Here is a 17,483-nt window from a genome sequence, read left to right as displayed (position 1 = left end):
CTAAAATTTTACCGAATCATTGAATTCTCACGCCCAATTTTAATATGGCATTTTTCTGTCAGCTGTCTTTGTGTGGTCAGTGCTTGCTTGTCATGATCTCAAGGATCAGGCGGTCGGTCTCGTTCATACCGTCGCGCCCTATATGGGTGAGATTGTGTATTGACTTGTCGACATCTTCGTCAACAATGCCTTCCACTGAAGTGACGCAGTGACCTTCCATAGCCATCAGGGCTGAAATGACGGCAGTCGAGACTCCGCTTGACAGTTTCATGGCGCAACTGGGCTTTGCTCCGTCGCATATCATGCCGGTGAGATTGGCTATCATGTTCTTGGTGGTCGCGGCAATTTGTTCGAACTCCCCGCCCATCAGATAGCATATTCCGCAGGCTGAGCCGGTAGTGGCTACGACGCATCCGCACAAGGCTGATAGTTTGCCAAGGCTTTGCTTTATGTAGATGGCTGTGAGATGGCTTAACACGAGGGCTCGGATTGTCTGCTCCTCGGATGCATTGTTCTCTTCGGCATACACTACCACAGGCATTGTCGCAGCAATTCCTTGGTTGCCGCTTCCACTGTTGCTCATCACTGGAATCGGTGCGCCTGCCATGCGAGCGTCGCATGCAGCGGTAGTGTAGCTGAGTATGCGTGCGAATGCGCTGTCGCCCATTATTTTGCGCTGTCGTTCGCAGTTTAGGGTGCGTCCTACTGCGTGTCCGTATTTCTGTCCGAATGAATGCTCGGCTATGGATTTATTGAGTTTCTTTGCCTCAAGGATGAATTTCAGTTCATCTATAGGGGTGGTGGTGGCAAATTCGTAGACAGTGTGAAGGTCAAGTTCCTCGTCGTCGCAGGTATGACTGGTGGCTGACGAAGTGGTTCTGTCGAGGATAGTTTCACCGTTGCGGGCTATCTTGATGAAGTTGGTGTGTCCTCCCGATATCACAGCAACGGCAGAGTTGCCCTCTGTGTCGAAGGATTCAGCTTCGATATACAGTTTTTCGGTAATCCCGGTCTTCAGATTTATTGAGATTCGCTTTTCGTCGATGTAGCGTTGTCCTGCCTTTACAGCCTCAGGATTGACATCGCGGATCACTTCGAGATTATATTCTGACTTGCCTATTGTCACTCCGAGAGCGATAGCGATAGGCAGACCTATCATGCCGGTTCCGGGTATGCCAACTCCCATGGCGTTTTTCAATATATTCGCGCTGAGGTGCAGAATGATTTTATCGGGTGTCTTTCCGAGTACTTCGGCACATTTTGCAGCACAAAGGGCTACTGCGATAGGCTCCGTACATCCCATTGCCGGCACCACCTCGCGGTTCATCAGATCGATGATCTGTTTGCGTTTTTTTTCAGGTAACATGATACTGAAGGTTAAGATGCAGCAAAGTTACATTAAATTCTTTTAAATAAAAATCTTGTAAAATAAATTTTCACGCACTCTGGTACAATCTTTAACGTATCATACCGTTATCATTGTAATGAAATACCTGAAACATACATTTGTGCTGATGGTGACTCTCCTCTTCATGATGATGTTGCCGTCCTGTAATAGTGATATTTTCGTCGAGGACTTTAAGTCGGATGTAAGTCAGATCTCTATGAGCGGAGAAGGTGGGACGACCACAATCCGTTTCCGGTCGGACGACTGGGACAAGCTCGATCTGTCAGTGCAGTATGATGAGCATTTCGACAGGATAGTGACTCCTCTGGGTGGAGAACCTTATGCCGGATACAGTCTTACCGGTGACGGATGTATCTCGGCATTCAATGATATGACTGATATATTAGTCACACGCAGTGGAAGTGAAGTTACGGTGGATGTGAAATATGCCATTGGTTCCGATGAACTTTTGATATGGCTGACTGCCGCCAATAGTGTTACACATGAGATTCACAGCATAGATGTCAACATCGACCGCGTAAGAGGTTATGAGATATTGGATGTGAAGTACGTTCTTGACAGTTGGGGCGGTTCGATGGAGTTTGATTCGGTGGAGCTTGACAATCTTTCTGTCACATCATCATCCTCTTCAAAGCCTGTGACGTGGTATCCAAAGCTTCCGGGAGGAGGTCTGATATCTGTCTACAAAATGGGGACTTCATCGGAAGAGATGCCTGTTCTTAGATCACTGTGCGGCGAAAATATTCCGGTGCCTACCAAGACTTATTTGAATTGGGGTAACTGGGAATTGCGTGGCGATGAGGCTCCTATAACAATAGATCAAAGTTTTGTCATACTTAAGCATTATCCTGCCTATCCCTCTCCTATTGACGTGAAGCCAGGCACGCGTGCCACTCTTTGGGCTGAAATGGAGAAATGTACTTTTGATGCGACATTGACAGTTAGAAATGTCTTTACAGGACAGGTTTCGGACATCTGGATGGTCCTCAGTATGTATCAACCTGAAAAATATGTTGTCACTCACGATGAAATCTAATATAATTCTGCTGTTGTCGGTCCTGTGCGGATCATTGTCTGTGATGGGAAATAATGCGGATTCTGTGTCGGTGCGTTGTCCGTTAGGCGTTTCCGATGCTACTGTCAATGCAGGATTGCGTGGCACATATGTGATGCCTACCAATCATCTTCTCAGGGGGGATAATCCTGGAGGTTGTAGAGTGTCAGCCGGGATGGCTCCTTTTATGGAATTCTCAGTGAGGAATGCCCCTTACACACGTTATGGCCGTTGGTACCCTTCAGCATATCAAGGTGTCGGAGCCGGATTGCAGTTCACATTGCCTGATAGGGTGGTGGGTTCATCCGCTCTTCTGTATGCATTTCAGGGAGCTACGTTTGCGCGAGTGTCCTCAAGGCTTACGCTTGATTATGAATGGAATTTCGGAGCGGCTATGGGCTGGAAGTCGTATGACCATGATGCATCGGACTATAACCGTGAAGAGGATGCGGTAGGCTCATCCGCTACGGCATATATCAATCTCGGAGTGTATCTGCGTTATCGTCTAAGTGACAGGTTAGGGATTTTCGGAGGGGCGGAAATCACACACTTCTCTAATGGGAATACATCGGATCCCAATCCTGGAATCAATATGCTCGGAGCCCGCCTTGGAATAAGCTATGCACTTGGGGCCCCTTCTCCTCTGCGACGTGCTGACTGGAGCGATTTTGAGCCAGGTATGGTATATGATATCGCTGCTTATGGGGCTTGGCGTCGTTGGACATATAATCCAAATACTGACACTTCGTATGATGGCGGAGTGATGCTTGTGCCCGGTAAATTTGCTGTAGCCGGATTATGTATAAATCCTATGTACCGTGTCAATCCTGTGTTCTCAGCAGGTGCTGCCATTGATGCCCAGTATGATGAGGGTGCTAACCTTTCCGGAAATTACGTTACCACCTCTTCGACAGAAGATCCGAAATTTTATCGCACATCATTCACTGACAGGTTATCGCTCGGTGTTTCTGCCAGAGTGGAATTTAGGATGTCGCTGTTTGCTATAAATATAGGTCTCGGGCGCAGCGTGTATGCCCCCGGAGGAGAGGATTTGCGAGGATGGTATAACACATTCTCGCTTAAGACATTTGTTACCGATAGAATATTTCTTCTCACAGGCTATCGTCTGTATCGTTTCAACGAGCCTGGCAATCTGATGCTCGGTTGCGGCTATCGGTTCTGACGGATTTGCGGATTAAGATATTGACCTTTTCCGTTCGTGGCATGGGCGTAGTCAATGGCATGGACTGGGCAGGTATGGTAGCATCCGAGGCATCCTGCGCAATCTTTCCCCCATTCAGGATGTCGTTTGTCTCCGCTATTGTCCTTTTTCATTGAGATATTGCCGAGCGGGCACATATCTGCGCATTTTCCGCATGATATGCATGATTCGGTCACACTGAATTTTTCCGGACCCATAGCATAGCGTTTAAACCATGGGTATATCACCCTTGTTTTTATCCATGCATAGTTTCCATGAACAATGTCAGTGATCCGGGTCTCTGATTTCTCGCATTCCAGTATTGTTTCAGCCACATGGGTTATGCGTGCTGAGGAATTGGCGAGCTTTTCTGTTTCAAGTTCCTTGGAGTCTACATCAAACCCCATCATTGCCACGTAATTGTTGGGCATCTGAACCGACAGTATCGCACCGTCGCTCCATCCGCGCTTATTTATGGCTCTGCGCCACATCCTGTCAGCCAAACCGCAATCGTCACCGCATGTCACGACGGCATGGTGAATGGGGACTGAGGACTTGTCTATGAGATTTATCCCTTTTATAACATCCATTACATAAGGAGGAACTCCCCATGAATATATCGGGAACACCCATATTATGCGGGTATCAGGGTGCTGAATCTGCATTCCGGAACGCATATCAGGAGTCATTGCCATGACTTTCTCATCAAGTATCTTTGAGAGTGTCAGGGCTACATGCTTGCTGTTTCCTGTTCCGGAAAAATAGAGTATCATTGTTCAGATTGTTACCTGGGTGGCTCCGAAGCCATATTCGCGGAATGAAGCGTCCTGGACCTGATGACCTTTGTAGCGGTGATTGAGTTCCTTCATTATGGCATTGCGCAGCACGCCTTCACCTTTGCCGTGGATAAAGACTATTTTCAACCCTTTGTTCTTGAGGTTAGCATCCATGACTTTGCGGAACTCATCGATCTGTAGATTCAGCATATCGGCATTTGAGAGCCCTGCCCGCGAGTCGATGAGCTCATCGATATGCAGGTCCACTTCGAGTATGCCAGGTTTCTTTATCTGACGTTTCTGCACAGGCTGTTTGTGCGGGCGGTCAACCGCCTTTTTAGCCTTTATCCCATCCTCAATGCGACCTGAGTCAAGGACCATGCGATGCATTGCCACATCATTCTTTACCAGGTCAAGGGCTATGACGTCTTTATCGAAATAAGGGTTGGCTTTGAAGCAGTGAAGTTTGAAGAATTTTGTTGTGTCGAGACGTGTGTCGATAGCGATAGGTGACTTTAGATTGAACTCTTTCCCCTCTTTGAAAGCTATCAGTTGCACTGCCACTCTATCCATAGCAGGGAGGTCGGTTCCTGCGATGTCCTCAATGAATACCTGCATGTTAGGCTCCACCATCCCTGCATATCTCATGGTCCAGCCGTTTGCCTCGTCGGCACGGGTCATGTATGTGAAGTAGAGATAGTAGTTGGAGTCGTTGACAAGATAAGTGCTGAATGAGGTGTCGTTAAGACGTTTCACATTTTCCGGTTCATAGGCGAGTACCACATTGAGTTTTTCACCCTCAGGGGTCTCTTCGATCTTGATTTCCTCTTCCTTTACGGATGGGATCGAGGGTGTAGGATTGGATACTGTTGAGGGTTTGCTCCCCTTGAATTCCTTTATGTCCGATGGTTTCGGTGCTGCTGCGGCTGCTGCCACAACGACGCATTCACGCAGAAGAGTCGGGGTCTCAAAACCGTCCTCGTCCACATAAGCTATGTTCCCTTCGATACGGCGGATGATGCCTCCGCCTGTTGAGTTGAGAAATCGTACGGTATCGCCTATCTTAGCCATTATTACTCCTCTTCCTTATATTCTTTGCCGCCCACGATCTTGGAGAATGATATAGGTGTGGGTGTGGTGAAATTCATGTCTTTGCGAGTGATGGGGTGTACAAACCGCAGTGTCTGCGCATGTAGTGCCATGCGATGTATGGGTGAAGACCCTGCACCGTAACGGCGGTCACCTGTTATGGGGTGTCCAAGGTCTTTCATGTGTACACGTATCTGATTTTTGCGTCCGGTGTCGAGTTCCACTTCCATCAGGGAATATCCGTTACGGCTCTTGAGTGTGCGGTAACGTGTTATGGCGAGCTGCCCTTCGTCGGGGTTGTCGGTAGAATACACCTCATATCGGGAATTCTCGGCAAGATAGCTCTTTACAATCCCCTCTGCCGGATCAGGTCTGCCTTCAACTACGGCAAGATATTTGCGGGAGAGCACCATATTGTTCCAGTTATGCTGGAGGTTCTCTTTGGCTTCAATGCTTTTGGCAAACACCATAAGCCCCGAGGTGTCGCGGTCAAGGCGATGTACTATGAAGAGTTTGTTGCGTGGGTCCTGCCATTTCAGGTAGTCGCGCAATATGGTGTAGGCGGTTCCTTCCTTTACCTTGTCATTACCCATTGACAGTAGTCCGTATCCTTTGTTGACCACGATGATGTCGTCATCCTCATACACAAGTTTCAGACGGCGGTTATAGAACACCTTGAATTCTCTTGAGAGGTTGACTTTAACTTCCTGCCCTGGTCTGAGCTGGGTGTCGAACTGCTTTTCTGGCGTTCCGTTGACGGCAACCTGATTGTGTGCCAACAGGCTTTTGATTGCCGTGCGTTTGCGTTGAGGCATGACACTGATAAGAAATTCGAGCAGGGGCATCGGTTCGGTCACCTGATATTTTTCGATGATATCGGGTTTGAACGGACGTTTCTCTGCTCCTGGCTTGGTATTGAAAGGCTTTTGGGGCATAATTTTTCTTGTTGAGTGGCTGTAGATATGCTATTTTTTTCGACGCGAAGGCTTTTGCGGTGTGCTCTCAGGAGTTTCGATAATAGCTTTTACCTCATCATATGTAAGTGATGCAGGCTCGGTTACAGTCTTGGGAATCTTATAGTTGGACTTTTTGTATGAGATGTATACCCCATATCGTCCGTTTAGTATCTGTAGGTCGGGATCCTCGTCGAAAGTCTTTACTATCTTGTTGTTGTCGGCAGTGCGTTTGGCTAGGATGAGTTCGATAGCTTCCTCGATGGATATGGTGGTGGGGGAGAGTGTCTTGGGGATGGAAACGAATTTTCCGTCATGGCGGAGATAAGGTCCGAAGCGTCCTACGGCTGCTGTTACGGTCTTATCCTCGAATGTACCTACTTCACGCGGCAGATCAAATAGTTTTAGGGCTTCCTCAAGTGTGATATCCATGATGCTCTGGTCCTTACGCAAGGATGCGAACCGTGGTTTGTTCTCACTTTCGGTTGAGCCAATCTGTACGATGGGTCCGAATCTGCCTATCTTTACGGAGACAGGTTCTCCGGTGGCAGGGTCAGAGCCGAGGATACGCTCGCCTACCTTATGCTCGGTTCGCATTTCGTTGGCTTTGGTGACTTCCGGATGAAAGAGTTTGTAGAAGTCGGCTATCTCATTGTTCCAGTTACTGTCTCCTTCAGCTATGCGGTCAAATTTCTCCTCCATCTCGGCTGTGAAGTCATAGTCGAGGATATCCGGGAAATGCTGGGTGAGGAATTCGTTGACTATGATTCCGGTATCGGTGGGGATGAGTTTCCCTTTTTCTGCTCCGGCATTCTCGCTTTTGACGGTAGAGGTGAGCTTGCCGTCTGACTTGAGGGTGAGCACATCGTACTCGCGTTTTTCACCGGGCTTTTCACCTTTCATGATATACTCGCGGTTCTGTATGGTGGATATGGTTGGAGCGTAGGTGGATGGTCGCCCTATGCCGAGCTCCTCCATTTTCTTCACGAGTGAAGCCTCTGTGTATCGCGGAGGAGCGAGTGTGAACCGTTCGGTCGCTACCATGTCGTTGAGCGAGAGTGTCTCCCCTGTAGTCATGCGCGGGAGTGTTGATTCTCCTTCAGGGTTCTCATTTTCGTCGTCGCTTCCTTCGAGGTAGATGCGTAGGAAACCGTCGAACTTTATCACTTCACCCGAGGCTGAGAAGTGTTCGTCGGGGCGGGTGCTTACATTTATATCGACAGTGGTTTTTTCCATCTGGGCGTCAGCCATCTGTGATGCTATGGTGCGCAGACGTATCAGGCGATAGAGTTTCTTTTCCTGGGCTGTTCCTTCAATGGTCTCTTTCTCCATATAGGTGGGGCGTATGGCCTCGTGAGCTTCCTGCGCGCCTTTCGATGACGTGTGATACTTGCGTATCTTCAGGTATTGCTCTCCCATCTCTTCCTTTATGAGTGACGAGATGGACGATATGGCGAGCGACGACAGGTTGAGTGAGTCGGTACGCATGTATGTGATGTGTCCTGCCTCATAGAGTTTCTGGGCTATCATCATTGTCTGCGAAACGGAGAATCCGAGTTTCCTGCCTGCTTCCTGTTGGAGAGTGGAGGTTGTGAATGGTGGGGCCGGTGATTTCTTTAACGGTCTGACCACGATGTCACCTACAGTATATGCAGCTTTGGCGCAATCCTCAAGAAACGCTCTCGCGCTTTTCTCGTCGGGAAGCCGCTTGGAAAGCTCGGCATGGAGCGTGGTGCCTGTGGGGAGTACGAAGCGCGCTGCCACACGGAAGTACGGTTCTGATGTGAAAGCGTTGATTTCGTTCTCACGGTCGACTATCAGGCGTACGGCCACTGACTGTACTCGTCCTGCCGAGAGTGCCGGACGAATCTTTTTCCACAGCACCGGGGAGAGCTCGAATCCTACCAGGCGGTCAAGAACTCGGCGTGCCTGCTGGGCATCGACAAGGTTTATGTCGATCTCGCGGGGATTCTCGATGGCGTTGAGTATGGCGTTTTTAGTGATCTCGTGAAACACTATTCGCCTGGTGTTCTCAGGTTTTAGTCCGAGTACTTCGTACAGATGCCAGGCTATAGCCTCACCCTCGCGGTCCTCATCGGATGCGAGCCATACAGTCTCTGCGCTCTTGGCGGCTTTCTTAAGTTCGGCTACAAGTGTTTTCTTGTCAGCCGGAACCTCATATTCCGGCTCGAAGTCCGAGTCCACGCGGATGCTGATGTCCTTTTTGCGCAGGTCACGTATGTGGCCGAAGCTCGACATCACTTTATAATCTTTACCAAGGAATTTTTCTATGGTCTTGGCCTTCGCCGGAGACTCGACTATTACGAGATTCTTCATATACAGTTTTGGATGTGCATAATGGCGGATCGAGTACGACCCACCCTTATTTCAGTCGGCAAAGTTAGTGAAAACTCTTAATATACCGACTATTATTTAACAATTTATCACAAATAAGGCTCTATTATCCGAAATATTCACTACCTTTGCACTCGTGAAAAAATAATCCAGTATATTATATTATGAAAGCATTTGTGTTTCCCGGTCAGGGAGCCCAGTTTGTAGGTATGGGCAAGGACCTTTACGACAACAATCCTGTGGCAAAAGAGATGTTCGAGAAAGCCAATGAGATACTTGGTTTCCGCATCACTGACCTTATGTTTGAGGGTACTGACGAGGATTTGCGTCAGACCAAGGTGACTCAGCCCGCTATATTCCTTCACTCCGTGATCCTCGCCAAGACCATGGGTGAGGAATTCGATCCGTCGATGGTGGCTGGCCACTCTCTCGGAGAGTTCTCTGCTCTTGTAGCAGCAGGTGCACTCAGCTTCGAAGATGGTGTTCGTCTTGTGTCAGCACGTGCCCAGGCTATGCAGAAGGCTTGTGAAATCAATCCCTCCACTATGGCTGCTGTAATTGCGCTTCCTGACGAAAAGGTTGAGGAGATCTGCTCTGAGGTGCCCGGCGTAGTGGTGTGTGCCAACTATAACTGCCCCGGCCAGATCGTTATATCCGGCGAGGTGGAGGCTATTGATGCCGCTTGCGAGAAGCTTCTTGCAGCAGGAGCAAAACGCGCGCTTAAGCTCAAGGTGGGTGGCGGTTTCCACTCTCCCTGCATGGAGCCTGCACGAGTAGAGCTCGCCGAGGCTATCGAACGCACCGAGTTCCACACCCCCACAGTGCCTGTTTACCAGAATGTCGATGCTATGCCCCATACCGATCCTGCCGAAATCAAGGCTAATCTTGTGGCTCAGCTCACAGCTCCGGTACGTTGGACCAAGAGCGTGCAGAACATGGTGGCTGACGGAGCCGATGAATTTGTCGAGGTAGGTCCCGGAAAGGTGCTACAGGGTCTTGTTAGCAAGATTGCCCGCGGTGTAGCCACTTCAGGCCGTCAGTAATTTGGCTTGCGGGTTAAGTGTTTACTGCTTTTCCCGGTCACGAACCAAGAAATATCAAGCAGTGTTATTACATATGAACAACTTGTAATAACACTGCTTTAATTATGCCATATATTCCTTCCTCACGTCAGTATTCAGTAGTTACCGCAACGAGCAGAAGTCGTGGCGGGTCAGAGGTGCATTGCAGATCCGATGATTCGCCGCTTCTCTTTGAGCCTCTCACTCTTGAAGCAGTGCCTCATATACGTCCGTTTCTTGAGTTATCCAAGGCGCGTACCTGCGACTTCTCTATTGGAGGGCTGCTAATGTGGTCCGAATATTTCAATTACACTTATTCGATATATAAGGACACATTATATATCAAGGGTGTCACTGAGGATGATGTGACACGCCCGGCATTCTCTCTTCCTGTTGGGGCATCATCCCTGAGCGAATCGTTGGATGTACTCAAGGGTTACTGCCGGTCTCATGGCTGTATGCCTCTTGTGTTCTCAGCTGTTCCTGAGATATATGTCGAGCAGTTGCGCTCTTTGGGTGCTGCGGATATCACTATGCTTGATGACTGGGGTGACTATCTCTACGAGGCTCAGTCTCTGGCTACTCTCTCGGGCAAAAAGCTTGGCAAGAAGCGTAATCATGTCAATAGATTTATGCTCGATAATCCTGATTATCTGTTTGAGCCTATGACTTCTGCTATGGTTTCTGAGGTAAGAGAATTTTATTCGCAGATACATCTGCCGCTTTCAAAGCCTGTTCTTGCCGACATTGAGCGCGAACAGGTGATGTGTGTGCTTGACAATCTTGACCGATATGGTTTTGAAGGAGCTGTGCTGTCTGTCCCGGGTCAAGGAATCGTTGCTTTCACGCTTGGAGAGGTGATAGGTGATACTCTATACACCCATATTGAAAAGATTGACCATCTCGTGGCTGGTGCCGGTGAGACGGTCAATAAGCTTTTTGCTGAGATGATGATTGCACGTCATCCCGATCTGCGATACATCAACCGAGAGGAGGATGTCGGAGATCCTGGCCTACGGCGAGCCAAGGAGTCATATCATCCTGTAGCTGTCCTTTCGAAATACAATGTCGAAATGGGGTAGCCGCCTTATGCCTGGATGAATATGATCAGCATATAGAGGGCATGTGCGAAGATTGCTGCACATATGCCGCCTATGGTATGGGCAAGGATGGCTTTAGGGGTAAGTTCGCGGTAGCCGAGTGAATCGAGCATTGCGGTGTGGGTGCTCAGGTATCCGCTCCAGCACATGCCGATGGCTGTGAACACTGCTATGGCGTTGCCGTCGATCCATCCCTGCGCCATGAAGTTTGGCACAAGGCTTAATGCCGCACCTACGGCTCCGAGGGCTGTGATGGGGAATGCCACCAGATGTGGGTCACCGAATCCGAATAGCCATTCAAACACGATGTTGACCTTCTCGGCAAGCCATGGGAGTATTGCTACACCTTCATAGGCTGCTCCGGTATAGGTGCCGTCGGCTGATGCTCCGAAGGTGAGTATCATTACCAATGTCGAGATAATGAGCACTCCCGGGATGATGGCTATGCCTACATCGACGCCTGAGCGGCCTCCGTCAAGGAGGGAGTTGAGAGTGCGTATGAAAAGTGATTTCTCTTCTGTTTTTTTCTCGGCGGTGTCCTCCAGCTCATCAGGATTGACCACATCCTCTGTCGCAAAGTGAGGATAGGCTTTAAGAATGAAGTGCTGCATGAGACGTGTGGAGATTGCACAACCTACGAATGCGCCGGCAAATCCCACCAATGGTTCCCAGAAGAATCCTTGTCCGACCATGAACACCATCACCAGCAGTCCCATGCCGAATGCCGTTCCGAAATTGGTCAGTGATATGAACTGGAACTTTTTGAAATAGGAACTGAAACGTTTTTCCTGGGCCAGAGATATTATGGCGGGATTGTCACTGAGGAATGTCATTACAGCCCCGAGTGACGCCACTCCGGGAAGGCGGAACAGAGGTCCCATCAGCGGTTTGAGAATTTTCTCAAGCATGCTCACTACGCCAAACTCTACAAAGAGCCTTCCGAGCGCACCGGTCACTACACATATTCCCATGAGATAGAACACTGTGTTGAGCAACAGGTCGTGGGCTGTTGCCATGACAGTCTTTAGCATCTGTGCCATCCCCATTACGGAGCCGAGATACCAGAACAGACCGAATACAACGGCAAGGCATATCACCCCTGAAGGGATGTAACGCGTGATGGAAAATTTCTTCTTCTCATCGTGCGTTTTGATGGGTGCAGAGGTGATTTCAGGAGTTGGTGTTTCCATTTGGTCAGGGTCGTTTATGTTTTAGTGATAAAAGATCAAGATGGCAGCGTACGCCGACTGAGAGCATTACACTGTTGTGCTGCATGAGATCTGCCGAATTGGCGTTGTGCCCCCATGAGTAATAGCAGTTGGCGTGTATGCGTACGGCACCGCGTTTTTTTATTAAAGGGTAGTATTCAAGTCCTCCGCCAGCCATGGTAAGCTCAGTGCCCGGCAGCACTGTGTAGTCGGCAGTATTGTTGGCATGGTTCACATCGTAGGTCGCTTTTCCATGGAGTCTCCAATGATTGTCAGGTGTCCATGCCACCTCTCCCATTATTGAGCAGTCTTTGAAAAGAAAGCTTTGTCCGTGGGCGGCACGGTTCATGAAGTCCATTTCCACAGTTACTTTGCCGATATCGAATCTGTTGCCCAATGCGATGTAGTTGATATAGCATCCGGGCAGATATTCGACAAGATTGGTTGACCATATGGATGTGTATATGCCGTGGGAGCCGTTCCACATCAGGTTGTAGGCATACATATTACGATTTGCCGAGGTATGAAACAGGCTCTGTGTCGCCTGCAATGTGATTCGGTCCTTGCCTGTGATGTCGTACCCCACAGAGGCTCCGAGCTGGTAGCATGGAATATTTTGCCAGAACACAGAGGTGCAGTAAAGGTCGGCTGGATGTCGGTCATATTCCCATCCGCCTATGGCTACCACCTGCTTGCCTCCGGCTATATTGAACTTGCCAGTAGCGTAGTTGAGGTAGATCCAGTCGGTGGCATCGAAAAAAGATGCGTCGCTGTGGGATTTGTTGAGCCGTTGACGCCAGGAATATGTGAGACCGGGTATTATTTCGCCGTCGACACGGAACATGAAATATTTCCCTTCGAGTCCTGTGTTGGCGTCGTTGGTGCTGTGCTCTTGCCAAAGATGCTGATAGTCCACGCGCACGTCAACACCGAGTCGCAACAGTTCGTGTGACTCAATTTCGCAAGATTCAATGACATTTTGTGCGCCGGCATTCGCTATTGATGCCATAATGACAAAAATTGCCATTAATCGCTTTCTCATGGTAGTGATGAATTGATTGGATATTAATTGTTTGCGCATCAAAATTATATATTTCCTGATATATATCCAAAAATTAAGGCTCCTTAAATGTGTCCTGTGACTGAATTTACTTGCAATGCTCCTTTAGCCAAAGGTAGTGGCCGTATTCAGTGTTATCTGAGGTCCAATGTTCGTTGACTGGTGTTATCAGAGCCTCTTTCGGGGAGGTGATTACGTTGTATACTTCATAGGAAGTGGTGGGTGGGCAGGTGTTGTCGTTGAATCCCCATGTCATACGTATAGGACATTTGAGATGGCGGGCAAAGTTTACAACATCATAGTATTCGAGAGTCCTTATCTTCTCAGGTGTCGCGTCATTACGGTTCTTGCGGAAATGATGGGGATATCCGCCGGTTTTGTCGCTCAGGTATCCGGTCATGTCGCTGAGTGCCGGGTGATTGGCGGCACATCCGTTTACTCTTTCGTCAAGTGCCGCTGTAGTTATGGCAAGTGCTCCTCCCTGGCTCCCTCCCTGTGTGAAAAGGTTCTTGCCGTCCCATTCGGGGAGTGATGTCAGCAGATCGAGGAAACGGCGACATCCGAGATACACATCTTTCATGTAATATCCTTCCGGGCTTTCGAGTCCGAATTCAAGATATTTCCCTTTTTCGTTTCTCAGCTGTGCGAATTCCTCCTCGCTCAGTTCGGGATGGCATCCGTGTATTTCGATTTCGCATCTTATCATACCGCCTTCGCCGTAGTAACGGTGCCGTAGAGGTTCCTTTATAGTCTTGACTCCTGCTCCGGGAGGGCATAGCACGGCGGGATATCTGTCATCCCCTTTGGGGATGAAAAGATAAGCATACATGCATCTTCCTTCAGGATTGAGCTGGAGTTTGATCAATTGGCACGACATCTTGTCGGTAGAGTATTTCTCAACCGGTTCGGAGGTGTATTGAAGTGGGAATTTCTTGTCCTCGGTGACTGCTTTGTCCCAAAATTGTGAGAAGTCCTTGGGCTCACGGACAAACGCCTCCAGTCTTTCGGGTGAGAATCCAACCTTTATGTGATGTGCAGTCTTGTTCCCTCCGAGTGTAGCCGTCATGCGCAGGTCACGAAATCCTGGTTTTGCCATGGTGCCGATGTTGATTGTCGCTTTTCCGTTTTCATCAAGTCTTACGGTCTCTTTACGGTCATCGGGTAGCATGTCATCGCCCAGTGTATAAGTGACGGTAGCTCCTGATGCCGGCTGTCCGTAGTGGAGCAGCTGTACATCGATTGTGGCGTTTTCGCCTGTTTTGTAAAGCCAGTCGGCGTGATCGGGCACGGTGACCCATAGGGCATCGCTGCGGTAAGGGTAATTCTCAGCGGCAGCTGTTGCAGGTGTCATTGTTGTTGACAGTGCGATGAGTAATGTAAATATGGCATTCAGTAGTTTCATGGTATAATTGTTATTTTGACTTTATACTTAATGTGGTAATAGATATGCTCATACCGATCTTTCAGCTCTCCTTAAATGGATCAATGACTGAACTTATTTTTCATCATGAATATGCTGTGGATAAGGCGCGGGAATACTGAGTGTATTGCAAGTTTCAGTTTCCATTTTATCGACTGTGACTTGAAATATGGATTATTGCGGAATCCTGGTGTCAGCCTGTCTATGGTCGACAGCACATATTTGAGTCGTTTTAACGGCAGACGGTCGAATCGGTATATACAGCCGTACACTGTGTGAACATAGTACTGGTTAAGCAGCAGAAAATCAATTTCATCATGCCATCTGTCGTATAGCTTTAGGCGGACAAGATGACTCTTAAGGGTCACGGCCGAATTTATACGGTGGAAGAACCTGTAATCGTTCCGGCTTCTGGTGACGGAGGTGTTGTCGGTACGGTAACCGTAGATGGAAGCGTTGATTTTTGCTGGAAGTGATGCCGAAAGCTGTATGGCAAGAGCCACAGCGTTATCCTCATAGAACACACCTTCCGGAAACAACAGTCCGTTTTCGAGTATAAGTGTGCGCTTGTATACGGCTGACCATATGGGGCCGGGATGCATGGTGATGTGCCGGCGCAGGTTGTCGCCACTCAGTTCGGCAGCTTCTTGTCCGAGAGGGCTCACTGTTACCGGATCAGAACCATCGTTGCGGAATGTCTCGTAGTCAAAGAGTACCATGTCCGCATTCTCTTCTTTGATAGCCCTGATGCATGTGGCAAGCGATTCATGTGAGGCGAGCCTGTCGTCGGCATCAAGAAACATCACATATTCACCCTTCGCGGCAAGCAGTCCGCGGTTGCGTCCACCTCCTTGTTTTACGTTGACTGGTGAGTCTATGACACGTATTCTTTTATCGGAAGATGCATATCTGTTGAGTATGTCGATGCTCTTGTCGGTGGAGGCGTCGTTGAAGCATATGAGTTCCCAGTCATCAAAGGTCTGTGACAACACCGAACCTACCGAACAGTCCAGGAATCGTTCGGCATTATAGACAGGCATGATGACCGAAATGTAAGGCATAATGGGCGTATTGGTTATTATATAGCAAAAGTACTAAAAATACTTGAAATAACAAATGTAATAATATGTTAGGTTAAAAGTAGTTAATAGGGCGAAAAATAGTGAAAAATTATCATATATTTGTAAATAAATATGAATTAATAGTTGCTGTTTTTAATATATAAGTGCAATGAGGACACATTTATTGAATTATATAAGGGCCGTAGCTGTTTTAGCCTTGATATTCGGGATGTATTCTGAGGTGCCGGCGATTGATAAAGCCGGATGGCATAAGGAATATAATGACACTTTACATGGAATAAATCTGTTTAAAGCAATCAGATTTCTGGAGTCCCGCAATATTGAGCCGTCGGCTACTGTTGTGGTAGGTATTATCGATTCGGGTGTCGATACCACTACCATAGATCTGACCCCCGCTCTTTGGACTAATCCAGGAGAACGTATTGATGGCAGGGACAATGACGGAAACGGGTATATCGATGACTTGCATGGTTGGAATTTTCTCGGCACAAAGGACGGCAGTTTTAATATGACAAGCGCGGGTACGGAGGAATATCGTGAGTTCAAGCGTCTTTATCCCAAATATAAAAATGTCGAGAGGGAATCTGCGGCAGACAAGGCTGAGTATGATTATTATGTGAGGATGCGGCAGAAAGCCGGGATCAACGGCTATATGAAGATGGCAGCTTACACAGCCTTGAAGGATGAGTGTTATGCTCTTATCGATTCTGTAGCACGCGTGGTGTTTCGTGAAACACTCGACACAATTACAGTGAGCAATCTGGCTTCCGGACTTCCGGATGATGAGAGGCTTGAGGCTGCTTTCCAGCCGCTTCTTGCCGACATGATGCGTGCAAAGAAAGGCGTGACATGGAACGAGCTTTACAATACGCATAAGAACGGTTTCGCCCTTATGAAAAAACGTCTTCATGGAATAGAACATGATGTGGACAAGAGACTGCTTATGGGGGATGATCTTAAGAACCCTGATGACGTGTATTACGGTAACACTTGTCTTCAGGTTGAAGGATGTGAACATGGGACATTTGTGGCAGGGATCATAGCAGGACAGGGAATAAAGGAGCCGTCATGCTCGGGGGTGTATCCTGCTGCACGTCTTATGATACTGCGAGCAGCCCCGGATGGAGATGAGTATGACAAAGATGTGGCTACAGCAATCCGTTATGCGGTAGACAATGGAGCCAAAGTGATAAACATGAGCATAGGCAAGATGACATCACCTGACAGTGCTATGGTAAGTGATGCCGTGGGGTATGCCTTGCAGCATGATGTCCTTCTGTTGCAGGCTGCCGGCAACAATCATATGAACATAGACTCGGTGCCATATTTCCCCACAGGAAAGAATCCTGAAGGGGTGTTCTACGATAACTATATAAGGGTAGGTGCATCTGACAAGGATGGCAATCCTGCTTCGATGTCAAATTTCGGTGTACGGGAGGTCGATGTTTTTGCCCCGGGGGTCGCCATTCGCTCCAATACAGTGGGAAACGAATATATGGAGGCGGACGGCACAAGTGTCGCCACACCTGTGGCAAGTGCTGTGGCGGCTATGCTCCGTGCCTATTTCCCGCGACTCAAAGCCTCACAGGTGAAGGATATACTTGTGAGAAGTTCCCGCCCGGAGGTTCCTTTGAATGGCAAATGCCGAAGCGGTGGTATTGTCGATGCCTATAGGGCCGTAAAGATGATTGTTGACAATAATAAATGAACCAATGT

Annotated in this window: 14 protein-coding genes; 5 read left to right on the top strand and 9 right to left on the bottom strand. The window is 48.5% G+C overall.

Features of this window, described 5'->3' with window-relative positions; translation table 11 throughout:
• Positions 1 to 76: 76 nt before the first annotated feature.
• Entirely contained in the window at positions 77 to 1,366 is a 1,290-nt protein-coding gene (locus EZ315_RS03100) for an L-cysteine desulfidase family protein (protein ID WP_135470526.1), read from the bottom strand.
• Between the two features lie 118 nt (positions 1,367 to 1,484).
• Here EZ315_RS03100 and EZ315_RS03095 point away from each other — a divergent pair, with 118 nt between their 5' ends.
• Positions 1,485 to 2,444 (top strand): hypothetical protein, encoded by a 960-nt coding sequence (locus tag EZ315_RS03095; protein ID WP_135470525.1) that lies wholly within the window; start codon positions 1,485 to 1,487, stop codon positions 2,442 to 2,444.
• The gene (locus EZ315_RS03090) at positions 2,434 to 3,645 is read left to right on the top strand and encodes an acyloxyacyl hydrolase (protein WP_170957444.1); all 1,212 of its coding nucleotides are present in this window, start codon (positions 2,434 to 2,436) and stop codon (positions 3,643 to 3,645) included. The genes EZ315_RS03095 and EZ315_RS03090 overlap by 11 nt, the downstream gene beginning before the upstream one ends.
• Here EZ315_RS03090 and EZ315_RS03085 read toward each other — a convergent pair.
• From EZ315_RS03085 to topA, 4 genes are read right to left on the bottom strand one after another with little or no spacing between them, the layout of a single operon-like run.
• On the bottom strand, positions 3,633 to 4,436 hold the full coding sequence (locus EZ315_RS03085) for an EFR1 family ferrodoxin (RefSeq protein ID WP_135470521.1): 804 nt from the start codon (positions 4,434 to 4,436) through the stop codon (positions 3,633 to 3,635). The genes EZ315_RS03090 and EZ315_RS03085 overlap by 13 nt on opposite strands.
• A gap of 3 nt (positions 4,437 to 4,439) precedes the next feature.
• On the bottom strand, positions 4,440 to 5,510 hold the full coding sequence (locus tag EZ315_RS03080) for a DUF2027 domain-containing protein (protein WP_135470519.1): 1,071 nt from the start codon (positions 5,508 to 5,510) through the stop codon (positions 4,440 to 4,442).
• A gap of 2 nt (positions 5,511 to 5,512) precedes the next feature.
• Entirely contained in the window at positions 5,513 to 6,463 is a 951-nt protein-coding gene (locus EZ315_RS03075) for an RluA family pseudouridine synthase (RefSeq protein WP_135470518.1), read from the bottom strand.
• Between the two features lie 30 nt (positions 6,464 to 6,493).
• Positions 6,494 to 8,818, bottom strand: coding sequence for a type I DNA topoisomerase (gene topA / locus EZ315_RS03070; protein WP_135470516.1), 2,325 nt, complete (start codon positions 8,816 to 8,818; stop codon positions 6,494 to 6,496).
• Positions 8,819 to 9,000: 182 nt separating this feature from the next.
• Between topA and fabD the strand changes: the two genes are divergently transcribed.
• Both fabD and EZ315_RS03060 read left to right on the top strand, forming a co-directional pair.
• Entirely contained in the window at positions 9,001 to 9,879 is an 879-nt protein-coding gene (gene fabD, locus EZ315_RS03065; protein WP_135470514.1) for an ACP S-malonyltransferase, read from the top strand.
• A 104-nt stretch (positions 9,880 to 9,983) separates the two neighbouring features.
• Positions 9,984 to 10,979, top strand: coding sequence for a DUF2156 domain-containing protein (locus tag EZ315_RS03060; protein WP_135470513.1), 996 nt, complete (start codon positions 9,984 to 9,986; stop codon positions 10,977 to 10,979).
• Positions 10,980 to 10,984: 5 nt separating this feature from the next.
• Here EZ315_RS03060 and EZ315_RS03055 read toward each other — a convergent pair whose 3' ends face one another.
• The 4 genes from EZ315_RS03055 to EZ315_RS03040 all read right to left on the bottom strand — a co-directional run bounded on the left by EZ315_RS03055 (position 10,985) and on the right by EZ315_RS03040 (position 15,746).
• On the bottom strand, positions 10,985 to 12,187 hold the full coding sequence (locus EZ315_RS03055) for a nucleoside recognition domain-containing protein (protein WP_242452485.1): 1,203 nt from the start codon (positions 12,185 to 12,187) through the stop codon (positions 10,985 to 10,987).
• Positions 12,188 to 12,191: 4 nt separating this feature from the next.
• The gene (locus EZ315_RS03050) at positions 12,192 to 13,214 is read right to left on the bottom strand and encodes a porin (protein ID WP_170957443.1); all 1,023 of its coding nucleotides are present in this window, start codon (positions 13,212 to 13,214) and stop codon (positions 12,192 to 12,194) included.
• A gap of 139 nt (positions 13,215 to 13,353) precedes the next feature.
• On the bottom strand, positions 13,354 to 14,667 hold the full coding sequence (locus EZ315_RS03045) for an acetylxylan esterase (RefSeq protein WP_135470508.1): 1,314 nt from the start codon (positions 14,665 to 14,667) through the stop codon (positions 13,354 to 13,356).
• Between the two features lie 80 nt (positions 14,668 to 14,747).
• Positions 14,748 to 15,746 carry a glycosyltransferase family 2 protein gene (locus EZ315_RS03040; RefSeq protein WP_135470507.1) on the bottom strand — a complete coding sequence of 333 codons (999 nt, stop codon included), beginning with the start codon at positions 15,744 to 15,746 and terminating at the stop codon, positions 14,748 to 14,750.
• A gap of 169 nt (positions 15,747 to 15,915) precedes the next feature.
• On the opposite strand from EZ315_RS03040, the gene EZ315_RS03035 reads away from it, so the two are divergent.
• The gene (locus EZ315_RS03035; protein WP_242452484.1) at positions 15,916 to 17,475 is read left to right on the top strand and encodes a S8 family serine peptidase; all 1,560 of its coding nucleotides are present in this window, start codon (positions 15,916 to 15,918) and stop codon (positions 17,473 to 17,475) included.
• Positions 17,476 to 17,483 lie beyond the last annotated feature (8 nt).

Source organism: Duncaniella freteri (assembly GCF_004766125.1).
Taxonomy (GTDB): domain Bacteria; phylum Bacteroidota; class Bacteroidia; order Bacteroidales; family Muribaculaceae; genus Duncaniella; species Duncaniella freteri.
This window is presented reverse-complemented; position numbering and strand designations above follow the sequence as displayed.

What these genes read in the sequence shown, in the direction of transcription:
- EZ315_RS03045 (WP_135470508.1), bottom strand. Translation starts at nt 14,667, where the DNA reads ATGAAACTACTGAATGCCATATTTACATTACTCATCGCACTGTCAACA.
- EZ315_RS03100 (WP_135470526.1), bottom strand. Translation starts at nt 1,366, where the DNA reads ATGTTACCTGAAAAAAAACGCAAACAGATCATCGATCTGATGAACCGC.
- EZ315_RS03085 (WP_135470521.1), bottom strand. Translation starts at nt 4,436, where the DNA reads ATGATACTCTATTTTTCCGGAACAGGAAACAGCAAGCATGTAGCCCTG.
- EZ315_RS03080 (WP_135470519.1), bottom strand. Translation starts at nt 5,510, where the DNA reads ATGGCTAAGATAGGCGATACCGTACGATTTCTCAACTCAACAGGCGGA.
- EZ315_RS03035 (WP_242452484.1), top strand. Translation starts at nt 15,916, where the DNA reads ATGAGGACACATTTATTGAATTATATAAGGGCCGTAGCTGTTTTAGCC.
- EZ315_RS03055 (WP_242452485.1), bottom strand. Translation starts at nt 12,187, where the DNA reads ATGGAAACACCAACTCCTGAAATCACCTCTGCACCCATCAAAACGCAC.
- EZ315_RS03095 (WP_135470525.1), top strand. Translation starts at nt 1,485, where the DNA reads ATGAAATACCTGAAACATACATTTGTGCTGATGGTGACTCTCCTCTTC.
- EZ315_RS03060 (WP_135470513.1), top strand. Translation starts at nt 9,984, where the DNA reads ATGCCATATATTCCTTCCTCACGTCAGTATTCAGTAGTTACCGCAACG.
- EZ315_RS03040 (WP_135470507.1), bottom strand. Translation starts at nt 15,746, where the DNA reads ATGCCTTACATTTCGGTCATCATGCCTGTCTATAATGCCGAACGATTC.
- EZ315_RS03090 (WP_170957444.1), top strand. Translation starts at nt 2,434, where the DNA reads ATGAAATCTAATATAATTCTGCTGTTGTCGGTCCTGTGCGGATCATTG.
- EZ315_RS03075 (WP_135470518.1), bottom strand. Translation starts at nt 6,463, where the DNA reads ATGCCCCAAAAGCCTTTCAATACCAAGCCAGGAGCAGAGAAACGTCCG.
- EZ315_RS03050 (WP_170957443.1), bottom strand. Translation starts at nt 13,214, where the DNA reads ATGGCATCAATAGCGAATGCCGGCGCACAAAATGTCATTGAATCTTGC.
- topA (WP_135470516.1), bottom strand. Translation starts at nt 8,818, where the DNA reads ATGAAGAATCTCGTAATAGTCGAGTCTCCGGCGAAGGCCAAGACCATA.
- fabD (WP_135470514.1), top strand. Translation starts at nt 9,001, where the DNA reads ATGAAAGCATTTGTGTTTCCCGGTCAGGGAGCCCAGTTTGTAGGTATG.